This is a genomic window from Pseudovibrio ascidiaceicola (assembly GCF_900114245.1).
Classification (GTDB): domain Bacteria; phylum Pseudomonadota; class Alphaproteobacteria; order Rhizobiales; family Stappiaceae; genus Pseudovibrio; species Pseudovibrio ascidiaceicola.
This window is the reverse complement of sequence record NZ_FOSK01000004.1, coordinates 119132-140268: the sequence shown is the minus strand read 5'-3', so window position 1 is coordinate 140268 and position 21137 is coordinate 119132. Positions and strand designations below refer to the sequence as shown.

At 49.5% G+C, this 21137-nt stretch carries 17 protein-coding genes; 11 read left to right on the top strand and 6 right to left on the bottom strand.

What is annotated here, in order from left to right; genetic code table 11:
• The first annotated feature begins 7 nt into the window (after positions 1-7).
• The gene (locus BM231_RS09150; protein ID WP_093518724.1) at positions 8-538 is read left to right on the top strand and encodes a DUF934 domain-containing protein; all 531 of its coding nucleotides are present in this window, start codon (positions 8-10) and stop codon (positions 536-538) included.
• A gap of 59 nt (positions 539-597) precedes the next feature.
• On the opposite strand, the gene BM231_RS09145 is transcribed toward BM231_RS09150, so the two are convergent.
• On the bottom strand, positions 598-1806 hold the full coding sequence (locus BM231_RS09145; protein ID WP_093518722.1) for a TsoY family (seleno)protein: 1209 nt from the start codon (positions 1804-1806) through the stop codon (positions 598-600).
• A 249-nt stretch (positions 1807-2055) separates the two neighbouring features.
• On the opposite strand from BM231_RS09145, the gene BM231_RS09140 reads away from it, so the two are divergent.
• The 3 genes from BM231_RS09140 (at position 2056) to BM231_RS09130 (ending at position 6275) form a co-directional block, all read left to right on the top strand.
• Positions 2056-3924 (top strand): ABC transporter ATP-binding protein, encoded by a 1869-nt coding sequence (locus BM231_RS09140; protein ID WP_208860229.1) that lies wholly within the window; start codon positions 2056-2058, stop codon positions 3922-3924.
• 89 nt (positions 3925-4013) lie between these two features.
• Complete coding sequence (locus BM231_RS09135; protein ID WP_093518720.1) at positions 4014-5492, top strand: aldehyde dehydrogenase family protein; 1479 nt, start codon at positions 4014-4016, stop codon at positions 5490-5492.
• A gap of 30 nt (positions 5493-5522) precedes the next feature.
• Entirely contained in the window at positions 5523-6275 is a 753-nt protein-coding gene (locus tag BM231_RS09130) for an SDR family oxidoreductase (RefSeq protein ID WP_093518718.1), read from the top strand.
• A 21-nt stretch (positions 6276-6296) separates the two neighbouring features.
• Here BM231_RS09130 and BM231_RS09125 read toward each other — a convergent pair whose 3' ends face one another.
• Both BM231_RS09125 and BM231_RS09120 read right to left on the bottom strand, forming a co-directional pair.
• Positions 6297-7580: a diguanylate cyclase gene (locus tag BM231_RS09125; RefSeq protein ID WP_093518716.1), complete on the bottom strand. Its 1284-nt coding sequence runs from the start codon at positions 7578-7580 to the stop codon at positions 6297-6299.
• Positions 7581-8043: 463 nt separating this feature from the next.
• Positions 8044-9444, bottom strand: a complete 1401-nt coding sequence (locus BM231_RS09120) for a glutamine synthetase family protein (RefSeq protein WP_093518714.1) — start codon at positions 9442-9444, stop codon at positions 8044-8046.
• A gap of 867 nt (positions 9445-10311) precedes the next feature.
• On the opposite strand from BM231_RS09120, the gene BM231_RS09115 reads away from it, so the two are divergent.
• The 7 genes from BM231_RS09115 to BM231_RS09085 all read left to right on the top strand — a co-directional run bounded on the left by BM231_RS09115 (position 10312) and on the right by BM231_RS09085 (position 16968).
• On the top strand, positions 10312-11403 hold the full coding sequence (locus BM231_RS09115) for a polyamine ABC transporter substrate-binding protein (RefSeq protein ID WP_093518712.1): 1092 nt from the start codon (positions 10312-10314) through the stop codon (positions 11401-11403).
• A 92-nt stretch (positions 11404-11495) separates the two neighbouring features.
• Positions 11496-12647 (top strand): ABC transporter ATP-binding protein, encoded by a 1152-nt coding sequence (locus BM231_RS09110; protein ID WP_208860228.1) that lies wholly within the window; start codon positions 11496-11498, stop codon positions 12645-12647.
• Positions 12648-12657: 10 nt separating this feature from the next.
• On the top strand, positions 12658-13659 hold the full coding sequence (locus BM231_RS09105) for an ABC transporter permease (RefSeq protein ID WP_063309684.1): 1002 nt from the start codon (positions 12658-12660) through the stop codon (positions 13657-13659).
• Positions 13659-14480 carry an ABC transporter permease gene (locus BM231_RS09100; protein ID WP_063295259.1) on the top strand — a complete coding sequence of 274 codons (822 nt, stop codon included), beginning with the start codon at positions 13659-13661 and terminating at the stop codon, positions 14478-14480. The genes BM231_RS09105 and BM231_RS09100 overlap by 1 nt, the downstream gene beginning before the upstream one ends.
• A 301-nt stretch (positions 14481-14781) precedes the next feature.
• Positions 14782-15477, top strand: coding sequence for a CoA transferase subunit A (locus BM231_RS09095; protein WP_093518710.1), 696 nt, complete (start codon positions 14782-14784; stop codon positions 15475-15477).
• 15 nt (positions 15478-15492) lie between these two features.
• Complete coding sequence (locus tag BM231_RS09090; RefSeq protein WP_063295261.1) at positions 15493-16122, top strand: CoA transferase subunit B; 630 nt, start codon at positions 15493-15495, stop codon at positions 16120-16122.
• A 219-nt stretch (positions 16123-16341) separates the two neighbouring features.
• Complete coding sequence (locus BM231_RS09085; RefSeq protein WP_093519133.1) at positions 16342-16968, top strand: LysE family translocator; 627 nt, start codon at positions 16342-16344, stop codon at positions 16966-16968.
• An 80-nt stretch (positions 16969-17048) separates the two neighbouring features.
• Here BM231_RS09085 and BM231_RS09080 read toward each other — a convergent pair whose 3' ends face one another.
• From BM231_RS09080 to BM231_RS09070, 3 genes are all read right to left on the bottom strand, one after another.
• Positions 17049-18674 (bottom strand): ABC transporter permease, encoded by a 1626-nt coding sequence (locus BM231_RS09080; protein ID WP_093518708.1) that lies wholly within the window; start codon positions 18672-18674, stop codon positions 17049-17051.
• A 147-nt stretch (positions 18675-18821) separates the two neighbouring features.
• The gene (locus BM231_RS09075) at positions 18822-19871 is read right to left on the bottom strand and encodes a Fe(3+) ABC transporter substrate-binding protein (protein ID WP_093518706.1); all 1050 of its coding nucleotides are present in this window, start codon (positions 19869-19871) and stop codon (positions 18822-18824) included.
• A 296-nt stretch (positions 19872-20167) separates the two neighbouring features.
• Entirely contained in the window at positions 20168-21136 is a 969-nt protein-coding gene (locus tag BM231_RS09070; RefSeq protein ID WP_093518704.1) for a threonine dehydratase, read from the bottom strand.
• Between the last annotated feature and the right edge of the window lies 1 nt (position 21137).

Below are 21137 nucleotides of genomic sequence, written 5' to 3'. Positions count from 1 at the left end.
GGTTCAAATGACAACAGAACTCAAAAAGACCACTGAGATCTTCAAGAACGACAAGATCATTGCCGATGACTGGGCCTACATCGCAGAGGATGATGCCCTGCCTGCTGAGGGGAAGTTCATCTTCTCTCTGGAGCGTTTTCTGTCAGAAGAACAAAAGCTTAAGCAGACGAAGCTGTCTTTAGGTGTTGTACTTCGTGCTGGTGAGAAGGCTGAAAAGCTGGCTGATCATCTTGAGGCGCTTGAACTCATCGCAGTGGACTTCCCAAGCTTTGCAGATGGCCGTGGTTTCTCCGCTGCTCGCATCCTGAGAGATGGACTACGCTATGGTGGTGAGATCCGTGCGGTTGGTCCGTTCATTCTAGATCAGATCGGCTTCATGCTCCGCGTTGGCATCAACAGCTTTGCATTGGACAACCCACGTTTGCGAGCTGATCTGGAGTCCGGAAACCTCAATGAGGTCACAGCCTACACGCAGCCAGTCTTTGCGCGAAAAGAAGCGCCCGCTGGTACGAGACCATGGGCGCGACGTCCAATCTGATTTTAGATCAAGACACTCAAATTCAAAGAAAAAAGGCGGGCCAAGCACCCGCCTTTTTTTTATTCGGCTGGTTGAGCTTGCAGCTGGTTGGACGCAGAAAGCATCTTTCCATTGAGCTTTAAGAACAGCCAGACTGTTGCAATCTGGATCACGATCAATGGGGCATACAGCGCGAAGTAGGCGATAGACATAGAGCCAAGAACACCAAGCTTTACAAGGCCTGCATTGATGACGAAGTTACCGAAGACGAACAGTGCAACACCAGGGCAAACCAGCGCATATGAACCTGGAGACTTATCCGGCCCAGCAATCCAACGGTCATAATAGCCAACCCGTTTCATGACAGACCAACCGATCAGGCCAAACAGGATCTGAATTGCGAACAGGTTGATCAGGAAAACATAGATGCCACCAGCAGTTGGAGGCACATCAAAGTTATGTGCAAGGCTCATTTTTATGCGATAGATCGCGATGCCGACAACGGTCAGAAACGGAATAATGATCCAGAGCGTTGGTGTGGTCTCACCCGCTGCCTTGTGCTCCATCATGGAACGGAAGCCGAGGATCAGCTTGATTGTACCCATCACAATCGCAGCACCAATGAACAAAGCACTACCAGCAATGCCGATTGCTGCAATCACTTTGGTGTGGCTCATAGCTGCCGGAGCAGAGAACCCAACGCCAATCATGGCAAATGCAAACACGGAGATCATCTGGCCAAGGCTGTTGTTCTTCGCACACTCATATCCACCTTCTGTCAGGACACGGGAGATGAAGTCCAGATAGATACGGAAACCCAACACTCCGATAGCTGCAAAAGCCAGTAAGGAGAAGGGAAACAGGATTTCACGAATGCTCCAAAGGCCTGGTACAAACACAGCACCCGCGATGAAGCTGACATTGACTGTCATGGCAAGAGCCAATGGAATAGTCATCAGCTGACTTTCCGCATTGGAGTTCTTAAAGCCCTCAAAAACCTTAGTATTTTTCCACTTTCCGTACTCAGAGAAGTTCCAGAACAACAGACGGAAATGCAGTAGTGAGAAGAAAATGATGCTAACTGCGGCAACAACAATCAGTGCCTGCATGGCGATGGAACCGTTGCTGAAGGCTTCAGTCAATGAGGCAAAGTTGGCGATTGGAGATCCCTTATGTGGTGTCATCCACATCAGGTACATAAAGAAGCTAATGGCCAACCCGCCTGCACCAACGGCAGACAAAAAGTACAGAGGAGAATACCGCTCACCTAAATTGCTAAGATAACGCATTGGGCTAATCCTTTTTTGAAGTTGAAATCATAATATTAGAAAATACTAAAATAACAACACTTAAAATTAGGAAATGCTAATATTAAGGTAAGTGTATGAATTTAAAATAGTAAATTATGAATAAACTTTGGATTGGTACATTAGCGCACAGTCTTGAGTTCAAATTTGATTAGATGAATTCTTCTAGGTTTTCACTGAGCGAGTCGCGAGATATTCTAACTGTTCTCTTTTTGTTTCCCGGAGCAGATCGTGCTGAATGCGCTTTATCAGTGGGCAACCAATCATGTTGACCCATTTGCCAAACAACATATGGAATGGGAGAGCAAAACGCATCTGCAACAACTGCGTTCTCTCGTATTCATCTTTCCAAAGCACACTCTGGTTCTTTTGCTGGTGGTGCTGGTTGAGACTATACTGACTGTCTCATTGCTGTCATTCGTGGGCTTCCTGATTGATCAGATGGAAGCGAGCGGACCGGAGCTGTTCTGGCAGCAGAACATGTGGCTGATTGTGACTGCTGCGGTTGCATTTCTTATTGCAAAGCCAATATTTTCAATAGCCTACGAGATTCTGATCTCTCTGACTCTTCACGTTAATATTCTGACCTCAACACGAGTGACGTTCTTTGATCGTCTACTGAATCAGGACATGGCGTTCTTTCAAAAAGAGTTTGCGGGAAACCTCGCCAGCAAAACCTTTGTAGGTGGGCGTGAAGTTGCGGAACTGTTCTGGGCAGGTATCGGGGTTGTCATCCCAAATTTCTTTTTTGCCGGATCACTCCTGATCGCATTGTCATGGCTGCATTGGTATCTTGGAGCCGTCATGCTGCTCTGGATCGGTTTGTTTGCTGTTCTTGCGTACTTCCGGGTGCCAATCATTCGTGATGCATCAAAAGAAGGGGCAGACATTGCGCACGCTGTGAATGGTTCGGTCGTTGATGTTTATTCCAATATTCAGACTGTGAAGCTCTTTCAGGGCAATGACCGTGCGCTTGGCAATTTCACAGATCAGCTTAAAGGATTCAAAAAGGCTATCGTTCGGTTTCGTGCAGCTGTGGTAACATCACGAATGCTTGTTGCTCTGGTTGGAGCGTGTGGTCTTGCAGCCTTCACAGGCCTGAGCCTTGTGTTGTGGCATCAGCAGGCAATCACAACTGGTGAGGTTGCAATCGTCCTCGGTTTTGCCATTCGCTTGGAAAGCAAACTGCTGGAAATTTTGGCTCAACTAACCGGTCTGTTTCGTTCATACGGATCGTTTAAATCCACCGCCAGAACCATGGAGCATTCCCTGGGCCTTGTTGATGATACCGATGCCACAAGCTTTAACTATGAGAAGGGCCTGATTGAATTCAACAACGTGGACTTCGCTTACGGCCAGCAAACGGCAATTGTGAAGAATTTGAACTTCATAATCCAGCCCGGAGAGAAAGTTGGCATCGTCGGTCATTCAGGTGCTGGCAAATCAACCGTCGTGAACTTGCTCCTGCGTATGTATGACGTTGAAGGTGGGGCTATCATGATCGACCATCAGGATCTTCGCAACTTAACGCAAGAGTCTCTGCGTGCTGAAATTGGGTTGGTAACGCAGGATACATCTCTGTTTCACCGATCTATTTTTGATAATATTTCCATCGGAAAAGATGATGTCGGGATGGAAGACGTGCGCGAAGCCGCCCGCAGAGCGCATGCATTGGAGTTCATCGAGGCACTGGAGGACAATAAAGGCCGTAAAGGCTTTGAGGCATTCGTAGGCGAGCGTGGCATTAAGCTTTCCGGCGGACAGCGTCAACGGATTGCGTTGGCACGCGTATTCCTGAAGAACCCGCCAATCCTGATTCTGGATGAGGCTACATCCGCTCTGGATACTAAGCTAGACGCAGATATTCAGGAGATCCTGAATGATGTGATGAAGGACAAAACCACGCTTGCAATCGCTCACCGGCTGACAACGGTTGCCAGAATGGATCGTCTGATCGTGATGGACAAAGGGCAGATTGTTGAAGCAGGAACGCATGCGGAATTACTGGCAAAAGATGGGATATATGCCGAGCTCTGGCACAATCAGTTTTATGGAGTGAAGAATACGGAAACGGTTCTGACACCAACCGAAACCCAGTAAAACTCCCCCAAGAAGAGAATTGCGCCGCCCTCCTACATGAACTAGCGTTTGGATGACCAGCACAAAGCTTATCATCCGAGGGGGGCGGAATGACAGAGTTTAGCGCAACACTCAATTCTCAGAATTTGAAAAAATACCAATCATTTATCAATGGCTTACAGTGTGATGCGTCCTCTGGAGAAACCATTGATATGATCTGCCCAAGCACGGGCTTGCCATACGCAACGATTCCTCGGTGTACTGCATCTGATGTCGGTAAAGCGGTTTCTTCTGCAAGAGCAGCGCTCATCTCAAAGGAATGGGCCACACTATCTGCCGGGCAACGTGGAGAGCGTTTAGTAAGGCTTGCGGAATTGATCTCTCAAAACCGGGATCATCTGGCAGAGCTTGAGGCACGTGACACCGGTAAACCCCTAAGCCAGGGCTACGGGGACATTGATGCTGCCGCACAGTACTTCCGGTTTTATGGTGGGGCGGCTGACAAAATCACAGGAGAGACGCTACCGATTGCAGTTGATTACCTCGCTATGACAGTTCGCGAGCCGCATGGTGTCGTTGCCTCCATCGTGCCATGGAATTACCCCATGCAAATCTTTGCGCGCGTTGCAGGAGCAGCGTTAGCCATGGGCAACACACTGGTCGTTAAACCCTCTGAAGATGCCTGCTTATCTGTCATTGAGACTGCCAAACTTGCAGTAGAAGCTGGGTTTCCGGCTGGAACGCTCAACATCCTGACAGGCCTGGGAGAAGAGGCCGGAGCTGCGCTCTCTTACAATCCTGAGGTGGATTTCATCACCTTTACAGGATCGCCGGATGTTGGTGCGATGATCCAGTCTGCCGCCGCGCGCAATCATATCGGCTGTACATTGGAGCTTGGCGGCAAATCCCCGCAAATTATCTTTGAAGATGCTGACTTGAGCAAAGCGTTACCTGTTATTCAGGACTGCATTTTGAAGAATGGCGGCCAAACCTGTTCTGCAGGATCTCGTGTTTTGGTGCATCAAAGTCGTTGGGAAGAGACAGTTGATACACTCAGATCGGCCTTCAGAAGTACTGTTTCAGGCCAATACAAGGACAATCGCGATCTCGGCCCATTGATTAACGCGAGCCAGCTCCGCCGTGTGAATGCCTTTTGCGAGCAGGCGGAAGCCGACGGTATTCCGCTCATCGGGGAGGGGACAATCGCGCCGGACGCGCCGACAGAAGGCTACTACACCACAGCAAAAGTTTACGGTCCGGTTCCAACAGATCACTCACTTGCGCTGGACGAAGTTTTTGGCCCGGTTCTCTCTCTCATTCCGTTTCGAACGGAAGAAGAAGCAATTCGCATTGCCAATGGCACTCCTTACGGGCTCGTGGCCGGCATTTGGACCAAAGACATCGCAAGAGCAACGCGTGTTGCCAAAGCCATCCGATCCGGTCAGGTCTTCGTAAACACCTACGGAGCAGGTGGCGGGGTTGAGCTGCCATTTGGCGGGGTTAAGAAATCTGGTCACGGCAGGGAAAAAGGCTTTGAAGCACTTAAAGAATTCTCTGTTCTGAAAACTATTGTTGTCAGTCACGCTTAAAGCGGACTTTCACACGCGGGGAGGAAAAGCGTGTCAGGACGATTGGAAGGAAAAACGGCTATAATCACTGGTGGCGCCGCTGGTTTCGGGGAAGGTATCGCTCGAAAATATGCGCAAGAAGGCGCAGCGGTCATCATCGCTGATCTCGATGGAATTGCAGCAAGAAATCTTGCTGATGCAATCGGCGACAACGCGCATGCCATTGAGACAGACGTCACCGTGCGCTCTGATGTGAAAGCTATGGTCGCTTACGCAGTTGAGATAAGTGGGCGTTTGGATGTCGTCGTCAACAACGCTGGCTACACCCATCGCAATTGCCCGATGGAGCAGGTAGATGAAAATAACTTTGATCGTATTTTTGAAGTGAACGCCAAAGCCATCTACCTGACAACGCTTGAAGCTTTGCCTGAGTTGGAAAAACAAGGTGGCGGCGTCATCATCAACACCGCGTCTACAGCGGGCATCCGTCCGCGTCCCGGGCTCACTTGGTACAATGCCTCCAAGGGGTGGGTCATAACTGCAACCAAATCCATGGCCGTAGAGCTTGCTCCTCAAAACATCCGCGTCAACGCCTTGTGCCCAGTTGCTGGCGAAACCGGCATGTTGGCGCTCTTCATGGGCGAAGATACCCCAGAAAAGCGCCAGCAGTTTCGTGATAGCATCCCTCTGGGGCGCTTCTCCAAACCAGAAGACATTGCAAACGCAGCGCTCTGGCTTGCTTCAGATGAAGCCCAGTTTATCACGGGTGTTGCTTTGGAAGTCGATGGAGGAAGGACAATCTGACGGCTGAGGTGTGCCGTCAGACTACATGGCATCAAGAGTGGTTGCAGAAGACGTTACAATGCGGTTGCGGCCCGATTTCTTGGCTCTGTATAGGCAACGGTCCGCAACCCTCAGAGCGCTCGCCAGTGACTTCTCAGAGCCTGCTGAAAGACCGACACTGATCGTTGGTGCAAAAGTATGCTCGTCGTTCCCGGGATCTGTGACCGGCATGGAACTTCTGAGCTCAGAAAGAAACTGCTTGGATGTTGGTTCATCAATATCGGGCAGTGCAACGCAGAACTCATCTCCACCAATGCGAATGGCAACGCTTCGTGGTGGCAGGAGATCCGAAATGCGATGCGCGACAGAGATAATCAGGTTGTCTCCGGTTTCATGGCCAAACTTGTCATTGATCTGCTTAAAGCGATCAATATCGATCATGGCATATCGCATCTCCTTGCCAGCGAGCATCTGGTCTTTATGAAGTTTATCGACGACGTTGTAGAGATGGCGCCGGTTGAACAGGCCTGTCATTGGATCACGATGAGCCATTTCAGTCAGTTCACTTATACGGTCCAACTGATTGAGGTTTTGCGAAACCCGCAGCATCAGTTCCTCAGGCGTGCAGGCTTTGTTCAGGAAGTCGTTAGCGCCGGATTTCAGGAACTTTGCGGTGAGGGCTGGGTCGTCTGTTGCCGATATCCCAATCACCGCCAATGTACTGAAGCTATGCCTCCGGCGGATCTGCGTCATGACTTCAAAGCCAGTCGCTCCTGGTAGCAGGTGATCAATGATCAGCAGCTTGATATCAGGGTTTTGCTTGAGTGTTTCCAGCGCTTCTTCGCCGGAAGTTGCCGTGATCACCTGAAGGCAATAGAGCTGAAGCCGTTTCTTTAACAACGCCAATGCATGCGAGGAATCGTCCACAATCAATACTTTGGTGCTGAGGTTTCTGTCTACACGATTGACCAACTCACCAAGGTACCCAAGACTGGCAGGGGAGTCCTTGAGAACATAATCAACGATCCCTTTCTTCAGGATGGATCGACGAGTGCCCTGATCAAAGCGCCCAGAAAATACAATTGTCGGCAGCCTGGCGTTGATGGTCAGATCCACGACCTCACCATCCGGCGCATCTGGCAGCGTCAGATCAACAAGAGCAAGGAACGGCTTTACCTTCCCTTCTTCCAATATAGCTTTAGCCTGAGCATACGTTTTCGCCGTCGTGACATGATAATGCCCCGCACGCTCAATCTCGCTTTCAGTAACGCGAGCAAAGAAATTGGCATCTTCAACGAGAAGAATGCTCTTTTTCTGATCTGGCATGTGATGTCCTCAAAAACCAGCAAATGCGATTAAAATTGCGTTCGCAACCTATTAACCGCCATCAATAGCCTCGAATATGGCTTGTAATAAACAATATTTGAAATGTATTTAAAATTAGACATAAAGTTGTGATAAAATTAAATAAAATCAAAAATTGCATGATAGACTAGGAATTCTGAAATTAAATACCCAGTAAATTCAAAAATATGTAAGTATAATTTCGCATAACATCACATTTGTGTGATGTTTTAACGAAAATTAGATCCGTATATGTATTTGTAATTAGTTAAATTCGAAATATTAATCGGTTTAAATTCTGTTTTGCAAAAGTATCTCTTAGGAACTTTGCTGTGATTGGTCCTAATGAATATTATGAAATTTTAAATTGCTGGGCCTAATTGGCTCAACTAAAGGGTGTGGTATCCACAGTTTCGCGTGAAAGTCACACCCCACCCGGCGGGAATCAGACGTTCATCAGCAGGTATTCACGTTCCCAGGCACTGATAACGGACATAAAGGTCTCGTATTCTTCAAGCTTGATGGCACGATAGGTTGCGACGAACTGTTCGCCAAAGATTTCCAGCAAATCATCATCTGCTTCAAACTCATCAACGGCATGAAGCAATGTACGCGGCAGTTTGCTCATCACCTCACTGTTGTCTGTGTCTCTCGGTTTATCCGGTTCAATCCCATTCTTGATACCCAAATATCCGGCAGCAAGGCTGGAAGCAATTACGAGATAGGGATTGGCATCAGACCCGGGCACTCGGTTTTCTAACCGCCGTGCATCAGGAGATGAATTTGGAACACGAAGGCCCACAGTCCGGTTGTCGTAGCCCCAAAACAGGTTGGTTGGAGAGCCGCTATCCCGTGCAAAACGGCGGTAGGAGTTCACGTAGGGCGCCATAATCGGCATCAGGGCTGGCATGTAATGCTGATGCCCACCAATAAAATGGAAGAAGGCAGGCGTTGCCTCGTTATCTGCACTGTTGAAGATGTTCTGCCCTGTCTCCCGATCAAGGATAGACTGATGAATGTGCATGGATGACCCCGGCTGAGAGGACATCGCTTTGGCCATGAAGGTGGCGTAAATATTGTGACGCAGCGCAGCTTCGCGAATGGTGCGTTTGAACATGAAGGCCTGATCTGCCAGTTCCAAAGGATGGCCATGTCTCAGATTGATTTCCATCTGAGCAGCACCCTCTTCATGAATAAGGGTGTCAATCTCCAATCCCTGAGCCTCAGAGAGATCATAGATGTCGTCAATCAACTCGTCGAACTCGTTGAGAGCGGAGATTGAATAAGACTGTCTGCCAACCTCAGGACGACCAGAGCGACCAACAGGAGGCTCCAGGGGATAATCAGGATCAGTATTCGGCTTTACCAGATAAAATTCCACCTCAGGGGCGATAATCGGTTTCCAGCCTTCGGCATCATAAAGCTCAAGGACGCGCTTCAAGACATTACGCGGAGCAATCGGAAAGGGCTTTCCGTCCTTGGTGAAAGCATCATGTAAGAGCTGTGCTGTTGGGTCGGTTTCCCAAGGCACAATCGTCAGTGTCGAATAATCGGGCTTGAAGTAAAGATCACCGTCTGTCGGATTATATTGAAACCGATCATCATCCTCAGGATAGTCGCCAGAAATGGTCTGGGCAAAAATAGAGGAAGGCATTGTCAGCGTATTGCTGCTGAAAAACTTGTTTGTCGGCATCATCTTGCCGCGGGGTACTCCGGCAACGTCAGGCACAACACACTCAATATCTCCAATGTTCCGGGCTTGCAGCCAGGTGCGGGCTTCTTCAAGATTGCTCACACCGCGCATATTGAGCGCCGCTTCATCATCCGGATTAATTTCAGAACTCATAGGACTTCCAATTGGGTTTGCTGCCAAGTGTTATGGCAATCATTCACTCATGAAAAGTAATTCAGCTCTTTATGGCTGCTAGAAGGTCCAGCTTGCTTCTGGTTGGAAAAGTAGTTTAGCAGAGGTCAGCTCAAGTCGTAAATTATGTTGTTTTGTGGAAGTTCAATTCCATCACCTCTTCAAATATTTTGAATTTAAATCTACGTTATGTTCGCAGATAATTACATCACTTACTCAAGGTTATATTTTGGGGGTGATACTAAGCTATGGCATTGAGAACAGACCGCTTTCTTGTTTCCTGGCTGGTTGGAGGGAACCTGTAAGGCCTGATTACATGATGTGGTTTTGCAGGCTTCCAAGACAGCTAATGGCACTTCAGATAATCAGCCATTGATGTGACCAATGTGATGAAGATGTTTTCAGGGCTTTTGAGAATGGAGCTGGAATCACTGGTCTCAATAAAAACCTTTGATTCTAATAGATTGTCGCAAACCTAAGGTTTGCAATGCCCCGAGATGCATCTACGCAACTAAAGAAGTTTTAGGCCGCCGCTGCTAAGTGTTCCCTAGGGCACTTATCGAAATTCTGTATAAAACCACCGTATTTCCTCCAAAAATGCGGTGTTTAACCAACCGCCTCTGGACACAGGTTGAGGCTGCTCAGTAGAAATCCTGATAGTGTTGAGAGGACAGACGCGCTGGATGGATGAGTCTCTCAAAGAACCTATGGCATTCCTGTAAAATATTGGGTTGGAATGTAGGCCGAAATTAATCTGCCACCAGAAGGATATACCATGGCGGCTGTATGCAGAGGTTCGCTTCGTAGAGGTGCTTTGAGCCCCTGTATTTGAGATTGGAGTATTTGAGAATGAAAACTGTAATTTTGCTATCAGGAGCAGCAGCGCTGGCTCTCTCTCTGTCTGCCGCCAACGCTAAGGATCGCATTGTAAATATCTACAATTGGTCTGACTATGTTGATGCGCAGGTTCTCAAAGACTTCGAGAAAGAAACAGGTATCACAGTGAACTATGATACCTTTGATTCTAACGAGGTTTTAGAAACAAAACTACTGACTGGTAAAACTGGTTACGACGTCGTTGTTCCAAGTGCCACTTTCCTGCAGCGTCAAATTCAGGCTGGCGTCTATCAAAAGCTCGATAAAGACAAACTTCCAAATCTCAAACACATGGATCCGCTTCTGCAAGAGCGTACTAAAGTGTTCGATCCAGGCAATGAGTTCTCCGTCAACTATATGTGGGGCACCTCTGGCTATGGGGTAAACGAGGAAAAGGTGCGTGCACTCAATCCAGATGCTCCGATTGGCAGTTGGAATCTGTTGTTTGACGTTGAAGAGCTCTCAAAAATCGCGGGATGTGGTGTATATGTGATGGATGAGCCGGATGAAATGTTCCCGGCAGCGCTGCATTATCTCGGTCTCAATCCCGACTCCAACAGCCCGAAAGACATTCGAGCGGCTGGCGAACTTCTGGAAACGATCCGCCCTTACATTCGCAAATTCCACAATTCTGAATTCGTAAACGGCCTTGCCAACGGCGACATCTGTTTGGCTTACGGCTGGTCTGGTGATGTATTGCAGGCAGCGGATCGTGCTGCAGAGGCTGATAAGGGCGTTGAAGTCACCTACATCCTGCCGAATGAAGGCGCGCAGATGTGGTTTGACCAGATCGCAGTTCCCGCTGATGCAGAGCACGTTGAAGAAGCACACGAATTCATCAACTACCTGATGCGCCCGGAAGTGATCGCGAAAATGTCGGATTATGTCTACTACGCCAACGGCAACAAAGATGCGACAGTTCTGGTGGATGAAGAAGTGACCTCAAACCCAAACATCTACCCGACAGATGAGGTGAAGCAGCGTCTTTACACCATCGGTGCCAAGCCGCTCAAAGCACAGCGCCTGATGAACCGCACCTTCACAACTGTCAAAACCGGTCACTAAAAACTACGGGCCTGTGAATGTAGGGTTGCTCAGTAACACGCAACCCTACCTTGAACCATTGACCACGCAGGCCGCTGAAAAGGATTGGAGTATTGGCGAAAAAACCGCTTGGCCCCGTACGTCGTGCATTTTCACCTTGGGACGACCCGAGCGAGCAGCCTTTTATTGAATTTCGGAATATTACCAAGCGTTTTGGCAATTTTGTCGCCGTTGATAATCTTTCTCTCAAAATCTACAAGCGTGAATTTCATGCCCTGTTGGGCGGGTCTGGATGCGGTAAAACCACTTTGATGAGAATGCTTGCAGGGTTCGAGGCTCCATCTGAAGGTCAGATCTTTCTGGAAGGGCGAGACCTCGCCGGCGTGCCGCCATATAAACGTCCGGTCAATATGATGTTCCAATCCTACGCACTCTTCCCGCACATGAACGTCGAAAAGAACATCGCCTTTGGCTTGGAAATGGATGGCTTGCCTTCCAAAGAAATCAAAAGCCGTGTGATGGAGATGCTTAGCTTGGTCAAGCTGGAAGGATTTGCCAAACGCAAGCCGCACCAGTTGTCCGGTGGTCAACGTCAACGCGTTGCACTCGCTAGATCTCTCGCCAAACGCCCCAAAGTGCTCCTTCTCGATGAACCTCTTGCTGCGCTCGATAAGAAGCTTCGTGAAGAAACCCAGCTGGAATTGATCAACCTGCAAGAACAACTGCGGATGACGTTCCTGATTGTAACCCATGATCAGGAAGAGGCCATGACCGTGGCAGATCGCATTTCGGTTATGGATAAGGGCAAGATCCTTCAGAATGCGACACCGGGAGAAATCTACGAGCAACCCAATTCCCGATTTGTGGCGGAATTCATTGGTGATATCAACGTTCTGGACGGGCAAGTCACCAATAAAGAACTTGAGGACGTCAAGATGTTCTCATCCGTTCTGGGTAGCCATTTGGACGTGTGCTATCCAACCGCTGCAAACGTCGGCGATCATGCCGCTCTGGCCATACGCCCGGAAAAGATGCGTATCTCCTTTGATAAACCAGAACGCCTGGGCACCAATGCCATTCAAGGAGAAGTCTGGGATATCGCCTACATGGGAGACGTGTCCATCTATCATATTAAAGTGGCAGAGACAGAGACGCTGCGGGCGATTGTCGCCAATACAGCACGACTGGTTGAAAGACCGATCACCTGGGAAGATCAGGTCTGGCTGTCATGGGACAGCGATGCCGGCGTGATCTTGACACGATGAGAGGTGGTAAATGACTGACCCCAACCTTTCATCAACTGACCTCTTGAGATCAGAAACGATCCCACCACCGCGTCATGAACTTCAGGATCCAGAAAACTCACCGACCAATCCAACCGGAAAATGGGGCCGCTTCGCACTCATCTGCGTGCCATACGTTTGGCTACTGCTCTTCTTCCTTGTTCCGTTTGTCATTGTTGCCAAGATCTCGCTGTCTGAAGCTGCCGTTTCAATTCCGCCTTACTTGCCGGTAATTGATTGGGGCAGAGGCCTGCTTGGCCTTTGGGAGGCTGCGCAGCGCTGGTCGTTGGATAATTACATCTGGCTAACAGAGGATGACCTCTACTGGCGTGCCTATGTCTCCAGCCTGCAAATAGCTTTTATATCCACATTGCTGACTTTGCTCGTTGGCTTCCCTCTTGCTTACGGCATGGCAAGGGCACCAAGGAGCTGGCAGCCAACGTTGGTTATGATGGTCATCCTGCCGTTTTGGACCAGCTTTCTGATCCGGGTCTATGCGTGGATCGGCATTTTGAAAACCGATGGCTTGCTCAATCAGGCACTAATCGCGATCGGTATCATCAGTGAGCCTCTGGTCATCCTCAACACCAGCATCGCTGTCTACATTGGCATTATCTATTCTTACCTGCCTTTCATGGTCCTCCCGCTCTATTCGTCCTTGGAGAAGCTAGATACGACACTCATAGAAGCTGCTGAAGATCTTGGCTGTCCGCCTTGGAAGACATTTTGGCGGGTAACAGTCCCTCTTGCTATGCCGGGCGTGATTGCAGGGTGTTTCCTAGTCTTCATTCCAGCCGTAGGAGAGTTCGTTATTCCTGACTTGTTGGGAGGCTCATCAACACTGATGATCGGGAAAACTCTATGGGTCGAGTTCTTCTCCAACAGGGACTGGCCAGTTGCGTCTGCGGTGGCAATTGTTCTTCTGGTATTACTTGTGATCCCAATCTTGCTGTTTCAGCGGCATGAGACCCGACGCAACGAAGGGGACATGTAATGCCGTCAAAACCGAGCTGGTTTAATCTCACATCATTGGTTTTGGGGTTCAGCTTCCTTTATTTGCCTATCGTCATTCTGATTGTTTTTTCATTCAATGAATCTCGATTAGTCACGGTTTGGGCCGGTTTCTCCACCAAGTGGTATGCAGCTCTGCTACAGAACGAACAGCTGTTGGAAGCTGCATGGGTTACATTCCGCATTGGTCTCACATCTGCAACGCTAGCGACGGTTCTTGGTACGTTAGCTGCGCTGGTCTTAGCCCGGCAAGGACGCTTCTTCGGACGTACCTTGTTCTCGGGGATGATCTACGCACCACTCGTGATGCCTGAAGTCATCCTCGGGTTGTCATTGCTGCTGCTTTTCGTGGCTATTGATCAAAATCGCGGTTTCTGGACAATCATGATTGCGCACACGACATTTTCCATGTGCTACGTAGCGATCGTCGTGCAATCCCGCCTATCTGGATTTGACCGTTCCTTGGAGGAGGCTGCAATGGATTTGGGCTGCCCTCCTGTCAGAACATTCTTCCGCATCACCTTACCTCAGATCCTGCCAGGAGTGCTCGCAGGTTGGATGCTGGCATTCACATTGTCTCTGGACGACTTGGTGATTGCGAGCTTCAACTCCGGACCCGGATCAACCACTTTGCCTATGAAGATTTATTCTCAGGTAAGATTAGGCGTAACTCCTGAGATCAATGCTATTTGCACGATACTGGTCGTCATCGTGACGATTGGCGTCATTTTGGCCTCTCTCCTCACCAAAAGGCAGAGGTTTAAGCGCATGGAAGAAGAGCGACTCGCAGCAGCCCATCTTTAAGAATTTTCATGGGTCTGAGTATTAATTTCATAAAATTGTGCACTGCAAACACTCATTCCTCCCAGCTTTGTGGTTTTCACCTCAATAAATAGTCGCTCTCTGTACAAAGAGCACTTGGCGAGGACATAAAACACGGCTATCAACATTGCTGTCGCTATACCTATTTTCCCTAGGAGGGAACGGCAGGATGCTGATCCGGATGGAGGGTCAGGTCCCATTGCCAGCATGAAAAGGCGGTATTGCTTGCGTTCTGGAGAATGAGAAGCGTGAGTTTTACCAACTCATGTATTGGGAGTTTATAATGAATAAAGTTTATCCAAGTGCTGCCGCTGCTCTGGAAGGACTTACCTTTGATGGCATGACCGTCATGGCAGGTGGGTTTGGTCTCTGTGGCATTCCTGAAAACCTGATTATTGCGCTGCGAGATTCTGGTGCGAAAGACCTAACCGCCATCTCCAACAACGCAGGCGTTGATGACTTCGGACTGGGCCTGCTGTTGCAGACACGCCAGATCAAGAAGATGGTGTCGTCTTACGTGGGTGAGAACGCAACCTTTGAACGTCAGTATCTGGACGGTGATCTTGAGCTAGAGTTTAACCCTCAGGGCACTCTTGCTGAACGCATCCGTGCTGGTGGTGCAGGCATCCCAGGCTTCTACACCAAAACCGGTGTTGGCACCCTGATTGCTGAAGGCAAAGAGCACAAAGACTTCAACGGTGAAACCTACATCATGGAAACGGGTCTGATTTCAGACGTGTCTCTCGTGAAAGCATGGAAAGCCGATAAAGAAGGCAATCTGATCTTCCGTAAGACAGCACGCAACTTCAACCCAATGATGGCAACCGCTGGTAAAACCACTATTGTTGAAGTTGAAGAACTCGTGGAGATCGGTGAGTTGGATGCAGATCATATCCATACTCCAGGTATCTTTGTTGACCGCATCGTTGTTGGCTCGTTCGAAAAGCGCATCGAGCAGCGCACCACACGCGAAGCTTAAGGGAGGGCAGTAATCATGGCTTGGAATCGTGACGAAATGGCCGCCCGCGCGGCAAAAGAACTGCAAGATGGTTTCTACGTAAATCTCGGCATCGGCATCCCGACACTGGTTGCAAACTACATTCCTGATGGAATGAATGTAGCGCTGCAGTCGGAAAATGGCATGCTTGGCATGGGGCCGTTCCCAACTGAAGGCGAAGTGGATGCAGACCTGATCAATGCAGGTAAGCAGACCATCACTGAGCTGGACCGTACCAGCTACTTCTCTTCATCTGACAGTTTTGCGATGATCCGTGGCGGTCATATCGACCTGTCCATCCTCGGTGCGATGGAAGTCTCCGAAGATGGAGATCTCGCAAACTGGATGATCCCTGGCAAAATGGTCAAGGGCATGGGCGGTGCAATGGATCTTGTTGCAGGCGTTAAACGCGTTGTGGTCATTATGGATCACACCAACAAACGCGGTGATAAAAAGCTCCTCCATAAATGCGCTCTACCGCTCACAGGTGTAAAATGCGTCGACCGCATCATCACCAACCTCGGCGTCTTCGACATCGTCGACGGCGGCCTGAAAGTCGTCGAAATGGCAGAGGGTGTAACGTTGGACGAGATCAAAGAGAAAACTGAAGCTAATTTGGTAGACTAACAGCTATTCAGCGTGTGTAATTAAAAGCCCAACCTTTTTGGTTGGGCTTTTTGCTTTTAGGAGAAAGTAACAGAGCCATTTCAAAGAAAAAGCTCTTCCATCCTGATCTTAAGATTGAAATTGAGGCGACATTAACGCTCATATAAAGCCAAGAAACTTGCCCTGATTAGGAAGTTGGGGCATTGTGCGCTTCAGTTTTCTGAATGGATGGAGCACTGTGTGATCCCGATAGACGTATTGGCTGGTTTCTTCACTGTCACTGTTTTGCTGGCATTGGCACCTGGCCCTGATAATATTTTTGTGCTGACGCAGTCAGCAGTGTGTGGTCGAATAGCAGGTATTGCGGTGACGCTTGGTCTTTGCACTGGCTTGATTTTTCACACTACGGCTGTGGCGCTCGGCGTTTCTGCGATCTTTCAGGCATCTGAGCTGGCGTTTACCTTCGTCAAAATACTTGGTGTTGGGTATCTGCTCTACCTCGCATGGGGCGCCTTCAGAGCGAAGCCTGAGCCGGTACAGCAGAATAAAGTCGATCATTCCGCCTTGATCCCTTTGTACCGTCGCGGCGTGATCATGAACATCACCAATCCAAAGGTCGCGATCTTCTTCCTTTCGTTCTTTCCGCAGTTTGTTGATCCTGCTTATGGTCCTGTTATGCCGCAGTTCTTGCAGTTGGGTGCAGTATTTATGCTTTCGGCAATTCTGGTCTTTGGCTCAGTCGCCTTCGCAGCTGGTGCCATTGGCGATCGTTTGAGCAAGTCTGTAACTGCTCAGAAAGTCATGAACCGGATTGCATCTGTTGTTTTTGTCGGAATGGCGCTGAAACTGGCAGCTGCTACCAGATAACAACGAATAGAGACGCATCAGATATAAAAAAGCCGCTGAACATCTTCAGCGGCTTTTTTTATCGCAAATTCTTTCTGTTCTTACTCAGCAGGCACCATTGAAGTGTCCTTGGAAAAGCGCTTGTTGCCCCGTTTTTCGCGGAACGTATCAGCGCTTGTCTTTGCAAGCATGATTACCGGAATGATCCCCACCAGCACAATGCAAAGGGCCGGCAAAGCTGCGTCTTCAAACGCTTCTCGAGAAGCTGCATTGTAAACCGTTGTTGCGAGTGTCTCGAAATTAAACGGGCGCAGAAGCAACGTTGCAGGCAGCTCTTTCATGCACTCAACGAAGGAAAGCAGGGTTGCAGAGAGAATGACTGGCTTCATCAATGGCATATGAACGCGGCCGAGCGTGCCCCAGGCGGTCTGACCCAGGCTCCGAGAAGCCATATCATAGTGCGGGGTGATCTTGCCAAAGCCGCCATCTATCTGTCCGTATGACATAGCCAGAAAACGGACGACATAAGCGTAGATGAGCGCTGTGCCTGATCCAATAAGAAGCAGCCCAGTACCAAAGCCAAACAGTGCCTCAAAGCCCTCTGAGATCATATTGTCTAGCGCAGCAACGGGGAACAGAATACCAACTGCCAGAATAGTTCCGGGAACAGCGTAGCCAATTGAAGCCACCCGGCCCAGTGTCGTGGTCACTTTGCTTGGGAACAGGCGGCGGCGATAGGCAAGGGTCAGGCTGATGCCGATAGATACGGCAGCAGCCACAGCAGCCAGCCAAAGAGTGTTGCCAGCCGCTGCCCAGAGAGCCGGTTCAAATAGATCTTCTAAACGGCGGCTTGCACGGCTGAGCAGAAGCAGAGAAGGAAAGACAAAGCCCAGAATGATAGGCAGGGCGCAAACAGCCACAGCAATCCAGCCACGCCAGCCTCTCAGCTCGTAGCTTGGTAAAGCGCGATAGGTACCCGTTGTTTGGTGAAAACGCTGCTTACGACGGCCGTAATACTCGAGGAACATCAGCGCTAGCACAAACACCAGCATGATTGTCGCGATCTGAGCTGCGCCCGTCAGATTAGAGCGATTGAGCCATGTGTCGTAAACGGAGAATGTGAGCGTCTGCACGCCGAAAAAGGACACTGCACCAATGTCGTTCAGGCACTCCATCAGGGCGAGCGTCACACCAACTACAATAGCAGGACGAGCCAGCGGCAACGCGACCTTCCAGAACAAGCGAAATGGACCAGCACCGAGGGTGCGAGACACATCCAATGCACAAGCTGACTGAATAAGGAATGAGGCGCGTGCACTGAGATACACATAAGGGTAAAGCACAAAACCCATAACAAACATGGCACCGCCAAGAGAGCGGATCTCAGGGAACCAGTAGTCACGAGAGGTCTTGAATCCGAAGATATCGCGTATCAGACCTTGCACCGGACCAGTGTAATCCAGCAGTTCTACATAAGAGAACGCAATAATGTAGGTCGGGACTGCGAACGGCAACAACAGCGCTAGATCAAACCAGCGCCGCCCGGGAAAACGGCACATGGTAACTAACCATGCCGTGCTGACGCCAACTACAAACACGATCACACCAACACCAACCATCAGCTGGAATGTGGTGGCAATTGAGCGTGGCAGAATTGTTGAAACAAGGTGCGGCCACAGATTGCCCGAAGACCCCATAGCCATAATAACAATTGCAAGAACCGGCATCACAACGAGGCCGGTCAGAAAGTAGGTCCCAAACGCAAGAAGCCGCTCCCCTCGAGAAGAGGGGGCGGCGGTTCTGTATTGTGGCGATCCACTATGTCCGTGTCTGGATGTCATGGAATGGCTTCAACTCAATTTACTTGTTGGAACTTAGCTGGATGGACCGTTATCAAAACCAACGATATCAACCAGCTCACTAGCTTTTGCGCGTTGAGCAGCAATCTCATTGAGAGAAACTTCATCAGCTTTGAAGGAACCCCAGGACGCAACCAGTTCAGATGGTGCGATGCCAGGCTCTACTGGATACTCGAAGTTCTGTGCGGCATAGATAGCCTGCGCTTCATCGGAAGCGAGGAATTCCATCAGCTTTACAGCGTTGTCTTTATTCGGAGCATTCTTCGCCAGAACCATGCCGGAGATGTTTACGTGAGTGCCGCGACCTTCGGTGTTCGGGAAGAGAATGCGAACTGACGCTGCCCAATCCTTCTGCTCAGGATCTTTCTCGTTGGTCTGCATTTTACCCATGTAATAGGTGTTGCCCAATGAGATGTCGCATTCGCCAGCGAAGATGGACTTAACCTGTGCGCGGTCATTGCCGGTTGGCTTACGAGCAAGGTTATCACGTACAGCTTCCAGCCATTTCTGTGCTTCAGCTTCGCCTTTATGGGCGATCATAGATGCAAACAGACCAATAGAATATACGTGCTGACCAGAACGGGTGCAGATACGGCCTTTCCATTTAGGATCAGCAAGCTCTTCATAGGTGATGCTGTCTTGAGCAACACGATCTTTGGAAGCATAGATGACACGGGCGCGAGTTGTCAGACCGAACCAGTGGCCTTCAGCGTCGCGCAAGTTTGCTGGAATGTTGCCATTGATGACATCGCTAACAACTGGCTGGGTTACTCCGAGGTCTTTAGCACCCTGCAAACGGCCAATGTCTACGGAAAGAAGAACGTCAGCTGGAGAGTTCTTGCCCTCAGCCTTCATACGCTCGCCAAGACCTTTCTTAGCGAAAACAACGTTTGCTTTGACGCCGGTCTCAGCAGTGAATGCATCGAGAAGTGGTTTGATCAATTCTGGCTGGCGGTAAGAATAGATATTCACTTCGCCTTCTGCCTGAGCTGATGCGACCATACTGGTTGTACCAATTGCAAAACCAGCTGCTGTTAGCCCAATTCCCTTAAACAACGACTTCATCGGAACATCTCCTGAGTGATCTTGTATGCGCCTGCAAACGCTTGTCATTTGCCGTTATATCGGAAACTTGACTTTCTCTGTCAACTAATAAACTGCGTGAAAACAATGAGATAGAACTATTCTAAACTGTAAAATTCAGCTTTTAAGGCGCTATCCATCTGCAATTGCGAATGATTTTCAATTGCGGCTTATATCGACCTCACGGGAAAGTTTACTGAAAAACTCAGAGTTGTTGAAAACAAACGGGTCTGGAGGGGGTGCAGTACCTGCATTCATATGCAGAAATGATTCCAATTTTAAGGAGTTGGAGTGTCTCCTTGCAGCACTCGTGCCATCCAGATGCGGTTCATGTTTTGCCCGCAGAGGATGAAAGAAGCCTTTTTGTCCTGCAGATTGGCACGTTCTTTTGAAAGACCTGCTAGGCCAGCAGCGGCGGCACCTTCGCACGCATTGTGTGTAGTGCGATAGAGCAGGCGGATTGCTTCTGCAATCTCATCCTCGCTGACACGAATAATGCGCTCAGCGCCTGATCTGATTAAGGCAAAAGCTTCTCGGGCAGGCCCCCGCACACAAATCCCCTCAGCAAAGGTATTGGCTGATGACGTGAGTGTATATTCACCAGCTTCAATAGAGCGTGCGCACCCATCCGCCTTTTCCGCAACCACGCCGATGATCTTCGTCTTCAGGCCAAAGAGGTCACGCACAGAAATTAGTCCGCATATGCCAGTGCCTAAACCAACAGGCACATAGATGGCATCCAGATCCTTAATCGTACGGAAGATCTCAAGCGCGTAAGTCGCGGCTCCAAGAACAAGATCATAATCAAAGCCGGGGGAGAGCACCTGCTTAGAATCCTCGGCCATCTGGCAGGCGAACGTATGGGCTTCTTCAAAGTCTTTGCCGTGCTCTATCAAAAATGCACCGTAGCTTTGGATGGCGGATGTCGTTTCTTTGGAAGTGCCTTGAGGAACAACAATTGCTGCTCGTTGGTGCAACATCTTTGCTGCCCACGCCATACCCAGCCCAAAGTTGCCGCGAGTGGCTGCAACAAAGCTCGTGGAACTGACATGCCGTTGTGATTGGCGCAGGAGATAAAGCAAGGCGCATCGGGCCTTGAACGATCCGGTGGGCGCATGGTTCTCGTGCTTGATGAAGACCTCGCAGCCCAAGGCGTCATTCAGCAAGGGCCAGCTGTAAAGCGCTGTCGGCGCCATATGGCGCCGCAGTTCCTGCGACGCATCTTCCAAAGCAGCCAGTGTGAGCATG